Annotated in this window: 19 protein-coding genes; 8 read left to right on the top strand and 11 right to left on the bottom strand. The window is 41.7% G+C overall.

The features are described 5' to 3' along the window. Positions 1-10: 10 nt before the first annotated feature. From AHMF7605_RS18945 to AHMF7605_RS18930, 4 genes are all read right to left on the bottom strand, one after another. The gene (locus tag AHMF7605_RS18945; RefSeq protein WP_106931610.1) at positions 11-2149 is read right to left on the bottom strand and encodes a T9SS type A sorting domain-containing protein; all 2139 of its coding nucleotides are present in this window, start codon (positions 2147-2149) and stop codon (positions 11-13) included. Positions 2150-2167: 18 nt separating this feature from the next. Next, positions 2168-3103 (bottom strand): DUF3667 domain-containing protein, encoded by a 936-nt coding sequence (locus AHMF7605_RS18940; protein ID WP_106931609.1) that lies wholly within the window; start codon positions 3101-3103, stop codon positions 2168-2170. A gap of 135 nt (positions 3104-3238) precedes the next feature. Further along, entirely contained in the window at positions 3239-5584 is a 2346-nt protein-coding gene (locus tag AHMF7605_RS18935; protein WP_106931608.1) for a M56 family metallopeptidase, read from the bottom strand. Then, positions 5581-5970 carry a BlaI/MecI/CopY family transcriptional regulator gene (locus AHMF7605_RS18930; RefSeq protein WP_106931607.1) on the bottom strand — a complete coding sequence of 130 codons (390 nt, stop codon included), beginning with the start codon at positions 5968-5970 and terminating at the stop codon, positions 5581-5583. Before AHMF7605_RS18930 ends, AHMF7605_RS18935 begins: the two co-directional genes overlap by 4 nt. Positions 5971-6443: 473 nt before the next feature. Between AHMF7605_RS18930 and AHMF7605_RS18925 the strand changes: the two genes are divergently transcribed. Next, on the top strand, positions 6444-7064 hold the full coding sequence (locus AHMF7605_RS18925; protein WP_106931606.1) for a hypothetical protein: 621 nt from the start codon (positions 6444-6446) through the stop codon (positions 7062-7064). Between the two features lie 50 nt (positions 7065-7114). After that, positions 7115-7972: an RDD family protein gene (locus AHMF7605_RS18920; RefSeq protein WP_106931605.1), complete on the top strand. Its 858-nt coding sequence runs from the start codon at positions 7115-7117 to the stop codon at positions 7970-7972. 348 nt (positions 7973-8320) lie between these two features. On the opposite strand, the gene AHMF7605_RS18915 is transcribed toward AHMF7605_RS18920, so the two are convergent. Then, positions 8321-8818: a DUF4112 domain-containing protein gene (locus tag AHMF7605_RS18915; RefSeq protein ID WP_106933533.1), complete on the bottom strand. Its 498-nt coding sequence runs from the start codon at positions 8816-8818 to the stop codon at positions 8321-8323. A gap of 178 nt (positions 8819-8996) precedes the next feature. On the opposite strand from AHMF7605_RS18915, the gene AHMF7605_RS18910 reads away from it, so the two are divergent. Further along, complete coding sequence (locus tag AHMF7605_RS18910; RefSeq protein ID WP_158267563.1) at positions 8997-9959, top strand: lipid A deacylase LpxR family protein; 963 nt, start codon at positions 8997-8999, stop codon at positions 9957-9959. A 236-nt stretch (positions 9960-10195) separates the two neighbouring features. Here AHMF7605_RS18910 and galU read toward each other — a convergent pair whose 3' ends face one another. Together galU and AHMF7605_RS18900 are read right to left on the bottom strand one after the other, a co-directional pair. After that, positions 10196-11071 carry a UTP--glucose-1-phosphate uridylyltransferase GalU gene (gene galU, locus AHMF7605_RS18905; RefSeq protein WP_106931603.1) on the bottom strand — a complete coding sequence of 292 codons (876 nt, stop codon included), beginning with the start codon at positions 11069-11071 and terminating at the stop codon, positions 10196-10198. 198 nt (positions 11072-11269) lie between these two features. Then, entirely contained in the window at positions 11270-12265 is a 996-nt protein-coding gene (locus AHMF7605_RS18900; protein WP_106931602.1) for a mevalonate kinase family protein, read from the bottom strand. Positions 12266-12930: 665 nt separating this feature from the next. Between AHMF7605_RS18900 and AHMF7605_RS18895 the strand changes: the two genes are divergently transcribed. Continuing rightward, entirely contained in the window at positions 12931-13419 is a 489-nt protein-coding gene (locus AHMF7605_RS18895; RefSeq protein ID WP_106931601.1) for a Kelch repeat-containing protein, read from the top strand. Then, positions 13344-15035, top strand: a complete 1692-nt coding sequence (locus tag AHMF7605_RS18890; protein WP_106931600.1) for a T9SS type A sorting domain-containing protein — start codon at positions 13344-13346, stop codon at positions 15033-15035. Before AHMF7605_RS18895 ends, AHMF7605_RS18890 begins: the two co-directional genes overlap by 76 nt. 342 nt (positions 15036-15377) lie before the next feature. On the opposite strand, the gene AHMF7605_RS18885 is transcribed toward AHMF7605_RS18890, so the two are convergent. Next, the gene (locus AHMF7605_RS18885; protein WP_106931599.1) at positions 15378-15827 is read right to left on the bottom strand and encodes a ferritin-like domain-containing protein; all 450 of its coding nucleotides are present in this window, start codon (positions 15825-15827) and stop codon (positions 15378-15380) included. A gap of 101 nt (positions 15828-15928) precedes the next feature. Next, entirely contained in the window at positions 15929-16843 is a 915-nt protein-coding gene (locus AHMF7605_RS18880) for a DUF6929 family protein (protein WP_106931598.1), read from the bottom strand. Positions 16844-17230: 387 nt separating this feature from the next. On the opposite strand from AHMF7605_RS18880, the gene AHMF7605_RS18875 reads away from it, so the two are divergent. From AHMF7605_RS18875 to AHMF7605_RS18865, 3 genes are all read left to right on the top strand, one after another. Next, positions 17231-17581: a hypothetical protein gene (locus AHMF7605_RS18875; RefSeq protein ID WP_106931597.1), complete on the top strand. Its 351-nt coding sequence runs from the start codon at positions 17231-17233 to the stop codon at positions 17579-17581. A 155-nt stretch (positions 17582-17736) separates the two neighbouring features. After that, positions 17737-18261 carry a ferritin gene (locus tag AHMF7605_RS18870; RefSeq protein ID WP_106931596.1) on the top strand — a complete coding sequence of 175 codons (525 nt, stop codon included), beginning with the start codon at positions 17737-17739 and terminating at the stop codon, positions 18259-18261. 182 nt (positions 18262-18443) lie between these two features. Next, on the top strand, positions 18444-18788 hold the full coding sequence (locus AHMF7605_RS18865; RefSeq protein WP_106931595.1) for a nuclear transport factor 2 family protein: 345 nt from the start codon (positions 18444-18446) through the stop codon (positions 18786-18788). A 106-nt stretch (positions 18789-18894) separates the two neighbouring features. Here the strand turns inward: AHMF7605_RS18865 and AHMF7605_RS18860 are convergent, their stop codons facing one another. Beyond that, positions 18895-19716 carry a LuxR C-terminal-related transcriptional regulator gene (locus AHMF7605_RS18860; RefSeq protein WP_106931594.1) on the bottom strand — a complete coding sequence of 274 codons (822 nt, stop codon included), beginning with the start codon at positions 19714-19716 and terminating at the stop codon, positions 18895-18897. A 455-nt stretch (positions 19717-20171) separates the two neighbouring features. Further along, entirely contained in the window at positions 20172-20516 is a 345-nt protein-coding gene (locus tag AHMF7605_RS18855) for a (2Fe-2S) ferredoxin domain-containing protein (RefSeq protein WP_106931593.1), read from the bottom strand. Between the last annotated feature and the right edge of the window lie 92 nt (positions 20517-20608).

Here is a 20608-nt window from a genome sequence, read left to right as displayed (position 1 = left end):
TTTAATTAAATCACAACTTTATAAACTTTTCCTGGTGGGTTTGCCGTCCATCGGCGTAAACCAGTACGTAAAGTCCGGGGTCTAAGCCTGAAACGTCCAAATCAATTAAATCGCTGTTTGCCTGATAAGTCCGGTTATAAATCCGATGTAACCGGCCTACCACATCGTACACGTGAATTTGTAATTGTCCGCTTTCTTGGGTTACGTATTGGAGCCATAAAGTATTTCCCTCTACCGGGTTGGGAGCAATAGCAAGACTGACCGGAACCTCGCGGGTAATTCGCTCAATGGGCGAATAAGTAAATGTTTGGTCAGCCGTAACAATTTTTAACCGGTAATAGCTCACGCCGGATAAAGGTTTAAGATCGGAGAACGTGTAAGGCGCGGAAGAGCCCGAAACGGGAACTGTGCTTAGAGTACTCCAGGTAGCGGCATCTTTGCTGCGTTCCAGAATAAAAGAAGTGGCCGGGAAAGTAGTATTTAAAGTCCAGTTGGCACGTACCTCTGTTTCAGAAACAACCTCGGCGGTAAAGGTAAGCGACTCCGGCGAAGGCGAACAGGTAGTAACCGGCTGCGGAATCATGCGGCCCGGACCACACTGGTTAGAGATGACATTTTGGGCCATCGTAAACTGGCCACCGGCAATATCGGTACGGGCATCCAGAATACGGGTTTCCTGGCCCCGGTTTACGGCGTAATGCATGACTGTGCCAGGTTTTATTACGTGATTTAACTGGTGGCCATGACCCATTTCGTGGAGGGTAACCGTTTCAAAATCTACTTGCAAAGATTGCGGCGAAGCAATACTGTAATTCCAGCGGGTAGATTGATTAAAGACGACATCCATTTCGGCAACCCGCCACTGGTCGGCGGTATCATCCCCGCAACCCGAATACCGGCTAATGCAACGGGCCAGTACTCCCCGGGGCAACTCGTCGCCATCGTCGAAACAAACTAAATTCACCTCATCGTCCGCGGCAATGGTTTGAGTAGCAGTTGCCCCGGTGTTCCAGTTAATACCCGTGTGGCACGACCAGGTATTTAGCGCCCGGGTAAAAGCGATTTTAGCGGGTTCATTCTGAGAAAAATCAGGCGCAAACTGGAAAGTATAACCGCCCAGCCCATTGCTATTTACCAAGCGAGGCGAAAATAGCCTTTCCTCGTGCACTACCTGCGATATAGAATATTCAATTACCAGGCGTTGGGTGCTATTAACAGTCAATCCGTCATTATTGGTAATCTGAATATCGCCGCTGCCGGGTGTATTGTTGGTGCCGTTCTTGCCCGGTACGCGTACCTGAATCTCCGTATCGGTCCAGAAAATATAATCGGCTGCCAGAATATCAATGAAGCTGCTGCCGCCATTGTCGGCATTCCGGAACTGCACCGAACCTGTTCCGCGGATACTGCCGAAATTTGAGCCCCGAATCGTAAGCAAACTACCCGTTCCAGCCGTAATGGTATCCGGTGCAAAACCGCTGATAGCCGGAGCCGCATGGGTACGCCAAGCGCCAGCGGGCGCCTGCGGCTTGCCGGAACTTGGGGTTGGCGTTTTTACCGCTGGGTTCGGACGAATATTTTTAAAATTGGGTTGCGTTACTTTCCGGAGAGCCGGGTATAATTCTTTACTAATAGTAGAATAAGTTTTAAAAGGCTCCAGGGCTTGCTGGGTAAGTACATTGTACCAGATAAAACCCTGTGAACTGCTGTAAACCGTAAATAAAGCTTCGTTTTGATTGGCCGACAACATTTTAGCTGGCGCCGGGTTCAAGAAAAAAATGCCCTGCTCGCCAATTTTTAGCTGCAAGGTGCCGGAAAACACGTGATAAGAACCGCCCACCTGGCCCCCTTCGGTAACAACAACTAGGGTTTCGGGGGCAGTACCTTTTATTATTTTGTAAAGTTGTAAAGTATGACGGGTGTAGATGTTCCGGTGCGCCGCATCCCAGTACGCTTGCTGATTCAGCACTTCGGCTTCTACTATCAGGTTGGCTTCGCGGGCACGTTCTTCCAGATTTATGGGGGTTAGGACACAGGTTTCCTGCCCAAAGCTGGTTAATGGAAGTATTCCTCCTAGGAAAAGCCAGAAATATAGTTGCAAACGGAAATAGACAGAGCGTTTTATTTTTTCGGAACGAGAGACCGGCATGAGCAAAAAGCAGTTTAATTAAAGTAAAATACTTAATATACCGGCTGTGGCAGCCAGCATTATTAAGGCCAGGCTGTATAAAATTAAAATACCTGTGCCTTTAAATAGGATACGTACGCGACTTTGCCGGTAAAAGTAATAAAGCGCCAGAAATAAATAGATAATACTTCCTAACATAGCAATGGATTCGATAATATCTGTATGAAATAAAGCATCCAGTACGATCGCAACGGTAAAAATTAAAAATATAAAACAATGAAAATGAATGGAAAAGATAAGATGTTGAATGAAGTGTCTTTTCTGGCGAAAGTAGGCTAACTTTAAAATCAGCCCGAATATGGGCATAAACACGAACATCAATAATGATACATTCTTATAAAACCTATGCGTTTGCTCTTCTTTAGAATAAGATAAAAACTTAGCGACTTTCGACAGGGAACGGCGGGCAAAGGGGCTAGTGGGGAAATAATTTGCTTTTAAAACAGAATCAAGTTGTTGGGCTTTATCCATGGCGGCGATGCGGCTGTATTGAGAACGGTCGGATAAATCTAAATTCGGGTCCGGATCATTGGCTGGCCGCTTTACCGTAGAAGTAGTTACCGAAGTTTTCAATCCGCTTTCTCCTTTATCTGGTTCGTGCAGGACGTCGGTGGCTATAATCAGAAAAAAGATAAACGAAATGAAAACGTACAACCGGATTGGGGGTACATAAGCCGCCCGTTTATTCTGCACGAAGCGTTCGGTTAACCGGCCAGGTTGCAACAGCAACAATTTTATAGTATGAAAAAACTTGGTATCGAAGTGCAGGGTGCCTTCGAGCAGTTCCAGGAAGAGGTGTTTGAACGGAACGTTTAGGTTGTGATTTTCCTGGCCACAATTAGGGCAAAAATTATCTACTCCGTGGAATTGATAGGCGCAGTTGGGGCAAGTATTAAATTTTCTTCGGTTTGCCATGCTTCTAGAATGTATCAAGTGGAAGCGTGGGGCAAGATAAAGTAAATCTGGTTAATTAGTATTTGATAGGAATTTAAAAATAAAAAGAGAAGCCAGTGGCTTCTCTTTCCCTGTAAACTAACTAATTTAAAACTGTTAATCCTCGTTAATATTAATGGATTGGTTAAAAGAGCCGGACCAGTCTTTCCGATCCGGGAAAAAGAGTTTTTTATACTTTTCAAAAATAGCGGCCGGTTGTTTTACGCCGTTCAGCGTAAAGCCATCCTGGTTAATATTAATCGAGAGGTTTTTACTGTTCGCATCGATTAATTTATCTTTTACCAGTTCTTTTTTAATTTCTTCGAATTGGGCGGCGCGGGCTTCGTGTTCTTTGGCACGTATGGCATGCTCTTTCATTCTAGCTTCGTGCTCTTGCATTCTGATCTCGTGTTCTTTCATTCGTCGTTTTTCATCGGCTTTCATGCGAACTTCGTGCTCTTTCATGCGCGCTTCTTCTGCTTTCATCCGTATTTCTTGTTCCTTCAGGCGGGCAATGTTTCTATCGTTTTGGAATCTTAGATTTTCGCGCATCCGATCTTGGTACCGCAATCTTTCGTCTTCGGCTCGGCTAACATGGGCGGCGTGCTGCCGGAGCGTTTCGTCATCCTCATCGGAACCATAATAAAAGAAGTGGCCTTTGCCCGGTCCGGTATAAACTTCCACCACGCCATCTTTTCCTTCTTTACCGTATTTCTGGGCAGCTTTTTCTCCTTCTAGTACGTTAATACCTCGGATATTATCATCGGAAAGACCAGCTAACGGATTTTGGCCTTTGGCTTTATGCGTTTTTTTGCCATCAATTACCAGTAATGTTTTCTCCGTTACTTCATCGGAACGCAGATATTCCAAAGGACTCTTCATTTTAGCTGGGAAGGAAGGAAAAGGTGGAAACGGTGGGAAAGCCTCAAAAGACGGAACAGCCGGCACCGGTTCTACTGGGGGAACAGGAGGAACGGGAACATCAGAAAAGTCGTCGAAATCGCCGCGGTAAGAAAAGGAATACTGGTTATTGTTCGATTCCAGCTTTTTTAATGCTTTTTTAGTTTTAGCTAATTGCTCCGGCACAGCGGCAGGTTGCAAGCGAGCCGCCTGTTGAGTGACGGCCATGGCGGCATCAATTTCTTTCCGGAAATCGGCAATATTGGCTTTAGGTATTTTTTGGCCGTCCACGTAAAGCTCGGTAATAGCGCCTTTTTTATTTTTTATAATAATAAGATCGCTCTTTTTACCACTAACAGAATCGGCGAAGCTGAGAATAGTAGCTTCTAAATTATTTACCTCTTCGGCTGGTGAAACCAGTACTTTCTTGGGCTGACTTATCTTTGCCACTGTTGGTAAGCTGGTTTTTTTAACCGTTTTAACCGCCACCTTAAAACCGGCAACCGCACTTACCGAAAGAAGCGTTAAACCAACAATAAGTACGCAAGCCGCTAGAAATCCTTCCGAAAAAGTAGGCCGCCGATTAGGCTGCTGTACTAATCGCTTTATCCGGCCCAATAACGACCCATCTTTACCCGCAAAAGCTAAAGTTAACCGCGGCGATTTTACCGCAATGGTTTCGAGACTAGCCAAAGCCCGAGCGTAAATAAGCGGGTTACCACAAACGGCAATGGCTTGATCGTCGCAGCAATTTTCGCGTTCTACCCGTACGTAATCGCTCATCCACCAAATAGCCGGATTAAAGAAGAACAATATTTCTACGAAAGCCTGCAGCATATTAAATAAATAATCTTTTCGGTAAATATGCGCTAGTTCGTGGGCCAGAATGGCTTCTACCTGTTCGGGACTTAGGCTGGCAATAGTGCCGAAAGGCAGTAGTATAATCGGCTTTAAATAACCAATTACCAAAGGGGTTTTTACCAGAGCCGATTCAAAGAGGCGCACGGATTGTTTCACGCGCAAGCTGTGCGCCATATTGGCTAACCGGGTATTCCAGGCAGTTCCTAATGCATAGGTTTTATAATGTTTTAACCGTTGCACGTAGGCCAATCCGCCTAAAAATTTCAGCAGCATGGTTAGCATACCTAATAGCCATACAAGTACTACTACCGGCAAATGCTTACTGAAATAATACTTAAAATTTATTAAAATAGCCCCCCGCAGCACCGATTTTGTACTACCAGAAGGAGTTAAAGCAGGCATCGGTTTGCTGGCCGAATTCGTTACCGAGGGTTGAATTTCCCGAGCAATGGAGTTAGAAACCGGAACGGGTTGTGGTACTTGCTGGTACGTACGAATAAAAGTAATACCGGCAATAACCAGCGTCGAAAATAAAGCCATAGTAGCTACTGCGTAACGGATCCGGGCCGAGTGCCGGTGCAGCAAAATCATGAGTACGGATAAGGTAATAGCAACTAAAGCGCCTTGCCAAAGCGAGTGCAGAATAGTCCAGCCGAGGGCTTCTACTAATCTGGGCGTGATAAATGCAGGTAAGTAATTCATTGTTGACCTCCTTCCAGTTTATCTAATAAATGGCGGATCTGATTTAATTCGTCTTCGGATGTGCGGTGATTTCCAAGAGCCTGCAACACTAACTTGCTCGCTGAACCCCGGAAAGCCGTATCCAGGAACTTGTCGAGCAACTGCCTTTGCGTATCTTCTTCGGGCAGTAATGCCTGGTAAACATGCGACCGGCTACTTTTATCGGCGGCGATAAAGTTTTTTTCGGCCATAATCTGCATAATTTTTAGGGTGGTGGTATAGCCTACTTCTTTGTTTTCGTTTTGTTTTTCGTTTACAAAACGTACCGTACTAGGCCCATGCTCCCACAATAGTTGCAGGATTTCCAATTCCGTTTCGGTTGGTTTTACAGGTTGAATATCTGTCATATCATCAGGATTTAAAGATAAAAAACTACTTTGATTCAAACATATACGAAATAATTCGTACTTCCAAATTAATTATACGAAATTTTTCGTACTTTATTTAAATATCTGATAAGTCCTCCTGAAATCCTCAAAAATTTGGTCTGAAATTATTCTTTCTGGTAGAATGACAAAATTCTATCATCTAAGTTGTCTCGTTTAAAAACCTGGTGGTTATTGGCAGTAATTCCCTAAAGGAAGAGAAAGAACCACGGCAATGAAGAACTATAAAATAGCGTAAGTATTGGAGCCTTTCTTCAAGCTCCTGTATCAAATTAACCCGGGAATAAACAGGTAGTATTTTTTTAAGAACCTTGCTGTGTTTTAGTAGGCTTACCTAAATGTTGTCGTGCTTTTTGAAAATTTAGCGCACAGGTAATAGTTAAGGCATAATACCTTTGCCAAAAAATTATTGTATTAGCCCATTATCAAATTTTATGAAGAAGTTTTTACTGGTTGTAGTCATTCTTGTTGCCCTTAGCGGTTATTTCTATTATCAAAATTTAGTCTCAAGTCCGAAGTATTCGCTGTTACAAGCGCACGAAGCCCTGCAGGATCATGATATGGCAACTTTCGAAAAATACGTAAACCTTGAAAGCATTACCGGTAATTTGGTAAACGACATGTCGCGGCAGAAAGGATTGATCGGGATGTTAAATCCGGGTAGTATGGTTCTAAAGCAGGCTTTGCAGTTTATGAAACCGCAATTAGCTGGTGTAGCCCGCAAAGAAGTGCAGAAATTCGTAGAAACGGGTTCATTTGCCAAAGACCCCACCCGGGAGAAAAAAGTAGATATTTCGTTCAATGGTTTATGGAACAAAGTAGTAAGCGAAGACAGTAAGTTTAAAGGCGTAAAATATACCCGCGAAGAGGGCGAAACGGCTTTTGTTGGTTTGGAATTTACGCAGCCCCGCTACGATACTACGTTTGTGTTGGAGGTAAAAATGCAGGACAAAGGTGATTACTGGCAAGCCACTGAAATTACCAACACCAGCGATATTCTGAAAGGCGTTGCCCGCCTGCAAGCACAAAAGCTGCATAATAAGCTGCGGGATTAAGTTTTTAATGGATCATACCTGATAGCTAGCCACAATATAAAAATTAAAAAATGAACTTTTCAATTGTTAAATTTTGGCCTAGGGTATTTGCCCTATTAATAGACATTGTATCCCTAGGTACTTTTGGCTTTATATTAGGCCTTTTCTTTAAAGATGCTTTCGTGAAATTAGGCAACAATGGTATTTTGATTGGCTTTTCGATTAGCCTATTGTATTTTACTGTTTTAAACTCCTATTTACAAGAAGGGCAAACATTTGGAAAGAAATTAATGAAAATTCAGGTGATAGATGAAGATGAAAAGTTTTTAACCCTGCAAAAATCATTTTTAAGGTCCTTAATCTTATTACTTCCCTATTTTTTGTTAGACTTCAAATTTCCCGGTGTAGCTGTAGAATCTTCTTTTAATCAGGCAAAAAGTTTAATCTGCACTATATTTATAGTTGGGGTAATTTTACTTTACATTTTAAATAAGTTTAACAGGAAAACTCTCCATGACTTTATCCTAAAAACTTATGTTGTTTCTGAGGGACAAGAATTTGAACCAATGGAAATTAAAAGAGTTAAACCTTATATATTTTATATTTATGGAAGCATTGCATCCCTTTTGATGTTTTTATTTTTTATTAATATAAATAGAAATTTCCCTGAATTAGATGAGCTTGTTTTAGTTAAGAATGAGTTGGAAAAAGTAGAAGGAGTTAAAGAAGCTGGTGCTTACCGGAATACGACTACTTATATTGAATCAGGAGAGACAAAGGTTACTGAAAGCTTTACAAGTAATATATTTGTTGATCAAGCCCTTAAAAATCAAGGGGGAGTTGAATCCTTAGAACATTCTCCCTTAATTAAAGACGTTGTAAAAACTATTTTAACCAAATATCCTTCAGCAAAAAAACAAATGTCATAGTCATTCAACTAATCAGAGGTTACAATATTGGCATAGCTAAATCTACCAGTATAACTACTATTGCTAAATCTCCTAGTGAGTGGCAGGTGATTTTGAAGTAAAAATATTGTGGTTAACAAGGCATATACCAAACCTTTGCTCCGCTACAGGCTTTGCATATACTACCCGATAGAACGTATAAGGTAAGGTTATCATTAGGTTATGTAAAAACCTCTTGCTATTAGCTAGCAAGAGGTTTTTATTTTTCAAGAATAAAAATTATTTATGAAGACAAAACCAGTGGCATTAAGGACAAACAGGTATTTAATCATCAATCAATTTTAGAAGATATAATTACAAATAAGATATTTAATAACTGCTAAAAATAAGTTGCAGGTGTTGCCACAAATACGCGCTCAAGGTCCAGATACCGTAAAATAGTAAGCCCATCAGAACTAATAAAAATAAGGCAATTAAAAGCAGAATACCGGTACCGCTGCCCGCGTGTGTACCTTCCTGGTAATGGCGGCGAAGTAAACGCACATTGCGGTCATTGGCTTTATACACAAAATCGAAGAGATTACCAATAAGCGGAATACTGCCGATCAAGGAGTCCAGAAAAATATTAATCAGCATTAGAATAACTACTTTCCGGCTAACGCCGTAACGAGCCATGGTAAAGACCAAAAGTCCCGATACCGCATAAGTGGAAAGCGCACCCGCTACAGGAATAAAACCTAAAAGCGGATCTAAGCCAAATTTAAACTGCGTGCCGGGTAATCTAAACTGGCTGTCCATTACACGAGACAAGGTTTCTACCCATTTCAGGCGTTCGTCGGGGATAGTAGTGGTGGATGAGGGTCGCATTTTTAAATTTTTACCGTTTATTTTTTTATAACGTATTTTATACCCCAATGGCTGAAGCAGAAACCACCAGGTTGTTTGCCTGGCTTTTCACTTTATGAGGCATTTACTAAAATTTGTACGTAACAGGTTTCCATCCGAATTCTTTTTTTTAAAATCAGTAGGACAACCACTATTATTTTTGCTTTTCTTCTTTTTTTCGCTAACAACAAGAGCCAGTGTAGCTGCCGATTCTACCACTATTAACTCTACCAGGCTGTTTTACTTTATTTTTGATAACGACGCTACCTTTAAAGTGGATTATTATTATACGCAAGGAATTGGGGTAGTACATTACAATCCGGCATTTCGCAAATCGCCGATAAACAAAGTTTTAATCCAGCCCAGCAAATCCCGCTCCGAACAGTTTTACGGTCTGGCTTATAAATACGATAGTTTTACCCCAACCAACATTCGCGATCCTAATATTCGCCTCGGTGACCGGCCGTATGCCTCTTATATGTTCGTAACGCAAGTAGCAGGTACAACAGATAAAATCCGGCACGAAAGATTTACCAGCTCCCTCGACTTAGGATTTTTAGGGCCAGCCACCGGCGCCGGCAAATTTCAAAGAGCTATTCACGAGTACTTGCACCACGGCGTGCCGCAAGGCTGGAAATACCAGATTAAAACCGATTTAATTTTAAATTATAACCTTGATTATCAGAAAGAGATTTTGCGCACCCAGCCGCTTGAGTTACTAGGCGAAGCCGGTGCCAGCCTGGGTACTTTGTACACGAATGCTCGGGCGGGAGCTTACCTGCGGTTTGGCTGGATGAATTCTTATTTTTCTGATTTGGGTATCAGCAACAAAGCCGCACGTAGCCAGGAGAGTTTACGAAAATTTCAGTTTTACGCTTTCGGGCGAACGCAAGGCAAACTAGTAGGATACAACGCTACTATGCAGGGCGGAATTTTTAACTCAAACAATATTTATACGCTAGCGCCTAACGAAATTTCCCGCACTGTACTCGAAAGTCAGACGGGTTTAGTTTGTATAATCAAAGGCATGCGCCTGGAAAGCGCCGTTTCCTTTATTTCTCCGGAATTCAAAGGTAGTCGTCGCCACAAATGGATGCACTTTAATGTGGGCTTTGCTTTTTAGAAAATAGACGCTAGATATTTGACACTAGATACTGGACTTTTAATTAAAATTACTCCTAAGCTTTTTAAATTAATTATAAGCTTGGCATTAACTAATGATGGCTAATGGCTAAATAAAAAACACATAAACTTGCAGCGAGCTTTACGTAGCGAGAAGCACTAACATATCGAATGAATAGATTCCTTCAGTTTAAGAAAAGTCCAACATCTAGTGTCTAGTGTCTAGTATTCAGCATCTTACTTCAGTTCGTGGGTACGAACGATCTCCTGCAGGTATTTAAAAAAGGGAGCGGCAAACTCTTTGCGTTTTAAGGCAAATTCCACGTTGGTTTTAAGAAAATCAAGCTTATTACCAATATCGTAGCGTTTGCCCTCGATGGAGCAGGAGTACAGTTTTTCGGTGCTCAGCAAATGCAGCATGGCATCGGTTAGCTGAATTTCGTTGTTTTTTCCTTTGGGTGTTTCTTCGAGAGATCGGTAAATTTCGGGCGTTAAAATGTACCGACCGGCAATGGCCAGGTTAGATGGAGCCGTTTCTACGGCCGGTTTTTCAATTAAGGTATTTAACTCCATAATGGAATCGCTGATATTCTGGCCGCCCACAATACCGTACCGATTTACCTTATCGTGCGGCACCACTTCTACGGCAATTACGGTGGCCTGGTACTGCTGGTAAATATCAATTAGCTGCTGGGTAACTGGGATAATAGAATCAATTACCGTATCGCCCAGGAGTACCGCAAACGGTTCGGTACCGGTGTGGCTTTTGGCGTGGTAAATGGCATCGCCCAAACCGTTAATTTCTTTCTGGCGGATAAAATAAATATTGGCCATTTCCGATAAGCGGCGCATTTCTTTATACAAAGCTTCTTCGTTCTTCTCTTCCAGGCGCTGTTCCAGCTCAAAACTGCGGTCAAAATGGTCGGCAATGGCACCCTTTCCTTTACCGGTAATAATCAGAATATCTTCAATGCCAGAGTCAACGGCTTCCTGCACCACGTACTGGATGGTAGGAGTATCAATAATCGGAAGCATTTCTTTCGGCTGCGCCTTAGTAGCCGGCAAAAAACGGGTGCCGAAACCGGCTGCGGGTATTACTGCTTTTTTTACCATAAGTTTCTTTATAGTCCATAGTCCATAGTCCATGGTCGATTGTCCATAGACTAAAATGTTTCAATTTCTTTAATTTAGTCGATAGCTCAGCTTTAAATTGCTAAATGTTGAAGTGTTGAATAGTGTGAAAACACGCATATCCAATCGTTAAAGAACTTTCAAACTTTTTAACCTTTCAACTTTTCAACCATCCAACTTTTACACTATCGTAGGCTTTATCACCCGGGCGTTTACTTTGCGCATTTCGGCTACGAGTTTGTTTAGCATTTCGTCGTTTTCGTAGATACCAATTACCGAACCGCCGGAACCGGTAAAGGTGGCCGAAGCCCCGCATTGCCGGGCCGTATTGATCAACTCCATATTGCTCTCGCTGATTTTCATAATCTGGCAGCGCTGGTCGAAATTCTCGTTCATTAGTTGGTGCAAGGTGGTGTAATCGCGCTGAAGCAAAGCGGTTTTGCCGGCATCGGCTAAACTTGCAATTCGGTTTAAAGTGTTAATTACGTGCGGGTCGCCTTTATCGTAACGGGTTTTGATATCGTTCAGCACTTTGCCCGATACTTTGCCCAATTCCGTTTTATACGCAATATATAAGTTAGGCAGTAAGTCAGGATCGAGTGGTTCGTACAAGCCGTGTTTTTTTTCGGCCAGTAGCTGTTTGTCAAAATTCATGTACACGCAACCTTCGTACGTTTGAATAACGCGATCCTGCAAACCCGCGTTTATGCCTAGTTCTTCGGTTTCTACGGCTAGAGCCAGATTAGGTAAAATCTCCTGGGGAATTTGTACGTTGTAAAACTGCATTAAGCCCCGCAAAGTAGCAATTATAATAGCGCTGCTACCCGCCAGCCCAATCTGGCGCGGAATAGACGAATTATAGCGGATGGTAAAGTTCTTATTATCAAGTTTAATTTGTTGCTGCTGGCAATATTCCACAAACTTTTTAATGGCCGCTTTCAGCAAGGGCGCGCCTCCGTGATAGCCCGTTAAATTTACCTGGTCTTGTAACTGAAAAATATTTTTAAACTGATTAATGTCCTGGGGTTGAGGTTCAATTACTAACTCCGGGGTTTGGTATAATAAAATATGCGCCCCAAAATTTTTAACAATCAGCGAAATAGTTTTACCAAAATAACCATCCGAGGGGTTGCCTAAGATAGCGGCTCTGGCGTATGCACGGGCTTCAATAATCATAGCGTTAGAATGGCCGGGTCAATAACCGGAAGCAGAAAAGTACTACAAAAGCGCTTAACTTACCGAATAAAGTCAGGGAAAAATTCTTATTAAATTAAATACAACGGCCTACTCCAGCGTAAGCGCGAGAAAAAGTAAGTTGCCACCGAAACTCAAGGTACAATTAGTACTTACAACGAAACTGACTGCTATAAAGAAACTGTAACCATTCAAAAGGAATCGAAGAAATTATAAAAACTGTAAAAAGCAATAAATCAAGCACTAAGGTTTGCTTCTTTCTATTTATGCAACGAATTGAAAAATAACTTTGCAAAAATTATGGTTAATTAAAACTTTTTATTATTTTAATCCTACAATAGCATACAGAACTTAAATATTTCTGATCTTTTGTAAATACACTCCTTCCCGGTCTCTACTACAGTAATAAGTAACACTGTAAATAACACTTCTGCCTATTATTTCTAATAACAACAGTTCTTAATAGTAAAAGTCTATTTTTTATTGAATGATTAGTAATAAGTTTTAAGTATCTAAGTACTCCGACGAAATTAGTTTAGTCTACTCTTTAAAGTAGCTTACCAAATAATGATTAGCCGAGCAACGAACAACTAATAAGTACTTATCCTTAACTACTTACCTGTTTTCACTGATTAAAAATTAAAATTATGAAACAAGCTTACATTTACTTTGCCAGAGGGAAACAGCAGGGATTACAGCTTTACTCCATTCTTTTACTTACCGGATTACTATTTTTACAGGCTAATTTTTCTTTTGCGCAATGGACCCGCAAAGCAGATGCCCTTCGCAAACGTTCTGAGTGCCCCAGCGTTTTATATAATAACAAAATATATGTATTCGGCGGTTTTGGAGAGTATCCCAATCTTGAACCAGCCAGTGAAGTATATGATCCGGCCACAAATAAATGGACGTTGCGAGCCTCTTTTCCTAGTGGCAAAGCCGTAAGCCATCAAGGCGTAGTACTCGTAGACGATAAAATCTGGCACATTGGTGGCCGGGCCAAAGATACCAACGGACCGGCCACCAGCCAGGTGATTATTTACGACATTACAAATAACCGGTGGCTAAATGGCCCACAATTGAAAAATCCGGCTACCGGACAGGCGCTGCCTTTAGGGGGGGTGGAGCCGCATTAATTGGCCGTACCATCCACGTTTTTGGCGGTTTTTCGCCAACTACCTGCATCGACCAGAACAAATACCACTTAACCTTAGACGTAGATAAATGGATTTCCAGCCCCTCCTCGGCCAAATGGGAAAACAAAAGCGCGCCTATGCCTATCCCGCGTAATCATTTGAGTACAGCCGTATTAGGAGGTAAAATTTACGCTATTGGCGGCCAATACCGGCACGACTGCGACGCTACTGAACAAGTATTTGTTCATTCCTACAACCCCATAGCGAATACCTGGACTCGACTTACCAATTTACCGGCTCCGCGCTCGCACAACGAAATGGGCACGTTTCCGGTAGATGGAAAAATTTACGTAGTTGCCGGACAAGGCTCTTCTAATGCCGGGCAAAATACGGTATTGGTCCTTACCCCGGAAGGAAACAATGGTCTGGGTTCCTGGGCAAATGCGACTCAGTTTAAATTACCTAATACGTATTTTGGCATATCCAGTAAAGTTGTTGGCAGTAAAATAATTATCTCGCACGGGGCCTTAAACTCTAGTGTTTCTAATGAACGTAGAGAAACTTATACGGCCAATTTTACCCGCCATACACCTTACAAGTTTGGGTTTGTGGCCAAGTGTTTCAGCAAAGCCGTAAATACCAATACAAAAGTGGTAATTAAGAATCTGCTCTATACAATCGAAGGAAAAAAAACGTATAGTTTAACTTCTAATGCTAACTGGCTTAAAGTAACCAAACGTGCCACAGGAACGGCTATTCCAACCGGAGTAGATATGGAAGCTACCATAGATGCTACCGGCTTAGCTAAAGGAAGTTACTCGGCTACTGTTACGATTAAAGGAACCGGAACGGGTACCACTTTTACAAGCGCCAGTTTTTGCGTAAATGTAACGGTAGGTGGCAGTACTTCTAGTCAGCAGGTAGTTAGTTATACTTTAGTAAATGCCGATACGAATAAAGATATTCAAACTATTTCGGATGGGGCAACCTTAAACTTAGCTAATTTCTCTACTAAGAACCTGAGCATCCGGGCAAATACTAGCCCTAGCACCGTTGGCAGCGTAAAATTGGTGCTTTCCGGTACCAGATTGCATACCAGAACCGAAAGTAGCCCACCCTATGCCTTATTTGGAGAAAATAGCGGAGACTACGTCGGCTGGGTACCTGCGGAAGGTAGTTATTCTTTACAGGCAACTCCGTACTCCGGAGCGAGCGGAAACGGCGCGTCCGGCACTTCGTTAACCCTATCGTTTAAAGTAAGCAACTCCGGTAGCAGTCAGCCTTTGGGTGCCCTGCAGACCTCGATCAGCCGTAAAATACCTGTTACTCGTTCGGTAACGCAACGGGAAAAGCAGAGCTTAAATCTACAGGTTTATCCTAATCCTAGTTCCGGCGGCGTTCTTCATGTTCAAGTGAACGGTTATTCCAGCCAGGAAACAGTTAATATTCTTCTGCACGATGCGCTGGGCAGAATGGTTCAATCTAAAACTTTGTACTTACACGCTAATGGCTCCGCTCAAACGGAAATACCGGTCCAAAACTATAAACGAGGCTATTATATTATAAGCGCGCAAGGCAGATCCGGCAGAAAGCAGATGAAAGTACTCGTTGAGTAGTTTGCTGAAATTAAACAATAAAGGAGAGCTGCCCATCACAGCTCTCCTTTATTGTTTAAGAGCTTATAGGTTTAATTATTGGGTAAGTGGAGCTGGTAGGTTAAAGATCCAGATAAATTATACCAAGTTTAGTTTTTATTACCTGTTTGTTTCAACTCTCCCTGTACTGCGCTATAAATTAATTACGGTTCGTGCTCGTCTCCTAACCGGCAAGCCTCTTTTGTTAATTGGTTCTTCTAAATAGTGGAAATTACATTACCAAATACGTCTTCCTGATTGGTATTTGGTAAAATATTTTAATCCGGAGAGCTAATATTTTACTTGCGATTAAGGTAAAAAGAATTAGTCGGCATCTTTCAATTTTTGCAAAGTTTGGTACGTTTGTTCTAAAGCTAGTTTTTGCCGTTCTACCAATTGGCGAATAGGCTGGGGTAAATCGGGTTGCTGTAAGGCATTGTTGTATGCTTTCTGAGCCCACTCTTCGCCGTACAGGTTAGAACTTAATATATTGTTATCGTCGCGGTTGGTAAGAGCCGCTTTGGCATCTATCCATTGCCGGAAGATTTTGCCTTTGGTGGTAGTACTGGTTTGGGCAGTACCGCCGTGGTTTTTGATTATTTCGTTCAACTCCTGGGCAAACTCGGCTCGTTGGCCCGCTAAGGTTTGGTAAAGCTGCCGGAGCTGCGGATTAGTGGTTTCTTTAGCGGCATGTTCATACCCTTTGTGGCCATCGTTTATGAACTGAGTAAGTTCTTGCAGGGTACTAACTATTTTTTGTTCAGCTGTTTCCATGATAATGAAGAATGGGTTTAATTTCAGAACGGGAACCAAAGCAAAGAGTTGAGTTTGACTAAATTTCAACCTGATAATCAGGTGGCAGCAAACGGGTTAGCTTAGGGCAAAGTAAGCACAAATTCGAGTAATTCCGATTGTCCATGGTCGTTATCGGTAATCGCCAATGCCTGGTATTGATTGGCATCTTTTTTCTGCACAATACTAATAGATTCTACTTTCCCCAGGTAAAACCGGCCGGCTTTATCGGTCAGGCGCGCCGTATAAAGAGTCGGTTCTGAGTTCGGATTTATTTGAATATACCCCACAAAACTACCCAGCACTTCGCCGTCGAGGTAAGCATCAATGGTGTTTTCAACGGAAGCCGTAATAAATAATTTCTTATCGAAAAAACTGGCGCCGGAAAAGCCGGCCTTATTATTATTTATTTGAGGTAATTGCAAGCGAGCCACCGTGTAATGGGGTAAGTTGCTGTTTAGGTGCTGCAGGTAAGCCATAAATTCCGGCAACGAAAAAGTAAGTAAGGCATCCGGCCCGTTGTTCACCGACCGTTGCAGCAAATACAAATGGTCCGGAGAAGTAGCGGCAGCTTCCAGGTTTAAAGTGCCCCCTGCGGTAACCGCAATATCGGCTTGTAAAGCTTGGTAAAGCAATTCCAGGGAGATTGCCTGAACAACAGGTGGCGCTTCCGGGGAATGGGCTAGTTGCACCAGGTAGCCCATGGTGCGCCCGGAAGTAGAGCCGGAACCGAAAGCCAGTAAATAGGTATTATTATGGAAGGTAAAACTCGCTAAACATTCTAAATCCGGTTTAAGGGGTTTGGGAATGCGGCCCGTGGCAAAATGCTCGGTTTTCAGTAAGGGATACGTTTTAATTAATTCCCAGGTATCCGCTTGCAATTGATACAGCAACAGCGAATCGTCGCCGATGATAAATACTTTATTACCAATTACCTCTAAGCCCGAGCCCGAAGGGACGTTGGGTAATAATTTCTGACGGACAAAAGTAACTTGCATAGGGGATGGATTGTGTCGCGAATGTTTATTATTAACCGGTAATTTAGTTTTAGATGGACAAGTAAATATCAGTAGCATGCTGGCAGACCAGAAGACGTATACGCAAGCCTTTAAGTATCTAACAGACATACATCAGAAGATTAACCTTTAGCTGTTTTCTTTAAATCTGTTTTGTTTAATAACTTCCCTCCCACTCTTTTCTTTTAGGGCTTTCAAAAGCACTTCTAAAGTTTGCTCACCTGCCGGAGAGAGCATCGTTACTTACGGCATTCAGAAAAAATAAGAGAATCAAAAAGATTTTCTCTTAGTTTATTTGGACTAATTCTAAACAGTGTTTACATTTGTAGTATTCCGGTGAGTAAAAAATCCACCGGTAAAGGTTAGAGTATGGGTACGAAATGTAATTTGCTTGAAATATTCCGGACAGCGCAGGGGGCCGTTTACCAGTGCAACCGCCGCAATTGTTATTGGGTAGAATTTGCCGGGGGTAAATCGCCTTTTACTTGGCAGGATTTTAAATTACTCAAAAAGCAACTCGAAGCCATTAACGTAAACGAGATGGCGCAAAATACCGATCGTACCGCCGATGTGGTTATTTTAATGCCGCACCGTTCTGAGCGTTGTTTTGTTTTAACCCTTACCGATGTTTTGCATTTCCGGGAGTTGCTGCAGGGTGCTAAAGTCATGATTGAGCTCAACAGTTTGGTGTACGAGAGCCTGCACGCGATGGCTGTGTAAACATTAAATACCTATTTAATACACCTTTTTTTATTTAGATTAAATCTGTATTTCGGGAAAAACAACTTGTTTTAAAACTTTTTCGAAAATAATAAGTTAAATTTAAGTCAGGACTTTAGATAGTACCTGACTTTTTTTATGAAAATAATAGAATCATGAAAGACTTACTCAGACTTAGAACTTCGCTTTCCGAAGAAATAGAAAAACTCTTAAACGAGCAGATAAAAGTGGAGGCCCACTCCTCGGCCGTATATTTGGCGATGTCGTCGTGGTGTAATCGCAACGGATTTGATTATAGCGCGGGTTATTTCCAGAAGCAATCCGGTGAAGAACGCGAGCACATGCTTAAGTTGTTCAATTTTGTGAACGATTTGGGCGGGCATGCCATTTCACCGGAAGTAGTTAATATTCCGCAGGATTTTGAATCTTTCCGGACCGTATTTGAACAAGCTTTGCAACAGGAAATTTATGTAACGCAGCAATTTAACCGCATGGCCGATGCTTGTTTCCGGAGCAAAGATTTTATGACTTTCCAGTTCCTGCAGTGGTTCCTGAAAGAGCAGGTGGAAGAAGAATACGTGGCCCGTCGTGCTTTAGAATTATTTGATGTGATTGGCGAAGAAGGTACCGGCCGTTACGAAATTGATAAAGCCGTGCCTAAAATAAAATACGATAATTAAACATCTGCTTGATTATTGTAGTAAAAAGCCTGCTTCTTTAACGGAAGCAGGCTTTTTTATTGGCTATCACCTAGATTTACTCCGAAGAAGTTATCAAAAACAAATTGTAAAATCATAACCATTCCATAAAAGTTAGAATAAAAGATTTTAGATAGGGACTTTAAGAAGCTTGATAAAGAAAGATGAAAAAGTTACTTGACATAAAAGCAATTGCTCAGAGATACATTGCTTTTTCAAATGCTGTTGATTATGAATCAATTGCAGATTTGTTTGATGAAGACGCAGAGTGGATTCCAATTTCTCCGATTAAACCTCTTAAAGGTCGTGAAGCTATAAGAACAGCTTATCTGAATCAAGTAAAAAAAGTAAACAAACCCATAATAAACGATAAATATTTTGCTGACGGTTTTACTTGTATCGTTGAGTTTGAGGTTCAGATTGACGAAAACACTATTGCTGCCATTGTAGATGTTTTTACTTTTAATGAACAAGGAAAAATTATTCGTTTGGCTGTTTATAAAAGATAATCGCTTAATGCCTTGTCCTAACTTGTAAGACCAACCTTTCCCATTCTTCTAAAGCATCTTGTGGGAACGAAGCAAAATGCTTAGCAAATAATTTAAAATCTATTATTTATATCAGGCCGTGGCAAACAGCAAATTGAATCAGGCCGGTAACGCTTTTAGTATGCGTTTTTTCAATAATATTCTGGCGATGGGTATTTACCGTATGAAAACTAATGAACAGCTTATCGGCAATGTATTTACTATTGTACCCTTCGGCGATTAATTTAATAATCTCCCGTTCCCGTTTGCTCAAGAGGGCTTGCGGTTTTAGGCAGTCATCGTCGGAAGAGCAAAAAAAACAGGTATCATCTTCGGTGCAAACCACCGAGGCAATTACATCGTCGGTCTTTTTCCAGTGAGTAATATCCGAACCCGTACCGAGTAAATGGGTAATATTGCCTTTACGGTCGAGTTGCAGAATAGTATGTTGCGCTAGAATCCGGACCAAACTGCCATCGGGTTTTATAATGCGGTAGTCGCCGTTAAATTTATATTTTTGCCGCTCAGGAACGGGCAAGGCTAATAGAAAATCCCAGATAAGGGTAAGTAATTTAAGCGTTTTGGGCAGATCGCCGGGATGCATGATATGGGCCATAAAAGGAGCTCCCTGTTTTAAGAAATGGCGCACCTCGTAGCCTAATATCTGTTTTACATTATTACTGATAAAAGTATATTGCATGGTCCGAACATCCAGAATCCAGGTTAAACAGGCTCCCAGGTTTAAAAACTTCTGCAAAATAGGGTTACTCTGAATGAAGTCGTCGTAATTTATTCGCACATCATCGTACGATTTCGTTTGCCATTTTTGGAGTAATTCATTAAATGTATCCGGGTGCCGGGGAGTGGCAGCGGCCATATCTGCCACAAAACCGCTAGTTAAGGTTTTCATTCAAGAAGATCGAATAATTGGAAGCACTTCACTTTTGTAAGGCTCAAAAACCACCGTGAAGTATATATAGCCAGAATATCAGAAAAGGAAACCCAGGTACCGCACTTAACCCGGGAAAGGGAAGCAACCTAGAAATAAGCAATAGTACGGTTAAAAACGGCACATTACTTTTTAGTAAATATTAGAATTTAATAGTTTATGTGGATTAAAAACTACCGAAGAGAAAACCATGGTAATGGTACATTTGCTCGTTTTAGTAGCAAGCCAAGTTAAACTAGCAACAAATCTTTATGTTACTCAGGGTCAAGATACTAAATAAGTGGAGATAAGCATATAATTGGGATATAAATATTTTTTCAGGTATAGATTCTATTTTTAATTCCGGCATACAGCCACCTTAATTAAACCCTATTTTGCATTTTATAATGTGATAAAAACAAACGTATAACGGCTTATTATTCCATATTCTTGTCGGGTGCATTACTTGAGTGGGCCTCAGGAGTTTCAGGAGCTTGGGCGGAAAATTTAATCGGAGTTAATAAATATTGCTGAAACAACTGCGGCACCTGGTATTCCACTACGTCGTGCAGCCAAACATTTTGCGGTTGAATGCTCACGATAGGAGCAAATTTGCAGCGGTCGGTGCAATCGGTTTTGATAACTTCTACGGTATCTTTCAGGCCAGCCTGTTTGACTTGATCCCGAAAAAGTTTACTTAAATCTTTTCCACCGCGTTTTTTGCATTTGCTGCCGGTGCAAACGTAAATAACTTGCCTGGGTATATTAAAAGGTTTGCTCATAAAAAGAAACAGATAATCGTGTAAACAGTAATACAAAAATATAGGGCAGCTGTTTTAATACCACCAGTTTTAATTTTTGTTTCTGTTTCAGC

The sequence above is a fragment of the Adhaeribacter arboris genome, from assembly GCF_003023845.1.
GTDB classification, from domain to species: domain Bacteria; phylum Bacteroidota; class Bacteroidia; order Cytophagales; family Hymenobacteraceae; genus Adhaeribacter; species Adhaeribacter arboris.
Note: the sequence above shows the minus strand (reverse complement) of the source record. Positions and strands in the feature narration are given on the sequence as shown.

Bases quoted from the DNA above. Each gene is read 5' to 3' on its own strand.
- AHMF7605_RS18900 (WP_106931602.1), bottom strand. From the start codon at position 12,265: ATGATTATTGAAGCCCGTGCATACGCCAGAGCCGCTATCTTAGGCAAC.
- AHMF7605_RS18865 (WP_106931595.1), top strand. From the start codon at position 18,444: ATGAAAAAGTTACTTGACATAAAAGCAATTGCTCAGAGATACATTGCT.
- AHMF7605_RS18925 (WP_106931606.1), top strand. From the start codon at position 6,444: ATGAAGAAGTTTTTACTGGTTGTAGTCATTCTTGTTGCCCTTAGCGGT.
- AHMF7605_RS18855 (WP_106931593.1), bottom strand. From the start codon at position 20,516: ATGAGCAAACCTTTTAATATACCCAGGCAAGTTATTTACGTTTGCACC.
- galU (WP_106931603.1), bottom strand. From the start codon at position 11,071: ATGGTAAAAAAAGCAGTAATACCCGCAGCCGGTTTCGGCACCCGTTTT.
- AHMF7605_RS18935 (WP_106931608.1), bottom strand. From the start codon at position 5,584: ATGAATTACTTACCTGCATTTATCACGCCCAGATTAGTAGAAGCCCTC.
- AHMF7605_RS18860 (WP_106931594.1), bottom strand. From the start codon at position 19,716: ATGAAAACCTTAACTAGCGGTTTTGTGGCAGATATGGCCGCTGCCACT.
- AHMF7605_RS18885 (WP_106931599.1), bottom strand. From the start codon at position 15,827: ATGGAAACAGCTGAACAAAAAATAGTTAGTACCCTGCAAGAACTTACT.
- AHMF7605_RS18940 (WP_106931609.1), bottom strand. From the start codon at position 3,103: ATGGCAAACCGAAGAAAATTTAATACTTGCCCCAACTGCGCCTATCAA.
- AHMF7605_RS18895 (WP_106931601.1), top strand. From the start codon at position 12,931: ATGAAACAAGCTTACATTTACTTTGCCAGAGGGAAACAGCAGGGATTA.
- AHMF7605_RS18945 (WP_106931610.1), bottom strand. From the start codon at position 2,149: ATGCCGGTCTCTCGTTCCGAAAAAATAAAACGCTCTGTCTATTTCCGT.
- AHMF7605_RS18880 (WP_106931598.1), bottom strand. From the start codon at position 16,843: ATGCAAGTTACTTTTGTCCGTCAGAAATTATTACCCAACGTCCCTTCG.
- AHMF7605_RS18875 (WP_106931597.1), top strand. From the start codon at position 17,231: ATGGGTACGAAATGTAATTTGCTTGAAATATTCCGGACAGCGCAGGGG.
- AHMF7605_RS18920 (WP_106931605.1), top strand. From the start codon at position 7,115: ATGAACTTTTCAATTGTTAAATTTTGGCCTAGGGTATTTGCCCTATTA.
- AHMF7605_RS18915 (WP_106933533.1), bottom strand. From the start codon at position 8,818: ATGCGACCCTCATCCACCACTACTATCCCCGACGAACGCCTGAAATGG.
- AHMF7605_RS18870 (WP_106931596.1), top strand. From the start codon at position 17,737: ATGAAAGACTTACTCAGACTTAGAACTTCGCTTTCCGAAGAAATAGAA.
- AHMF7605_RS18930 (WP_106931607.1), bottom strand. From the start codon at position 5,970: ATGACAGATATTCAACCTGTAAAACCAACCGAAACGGAATTGGAAATC.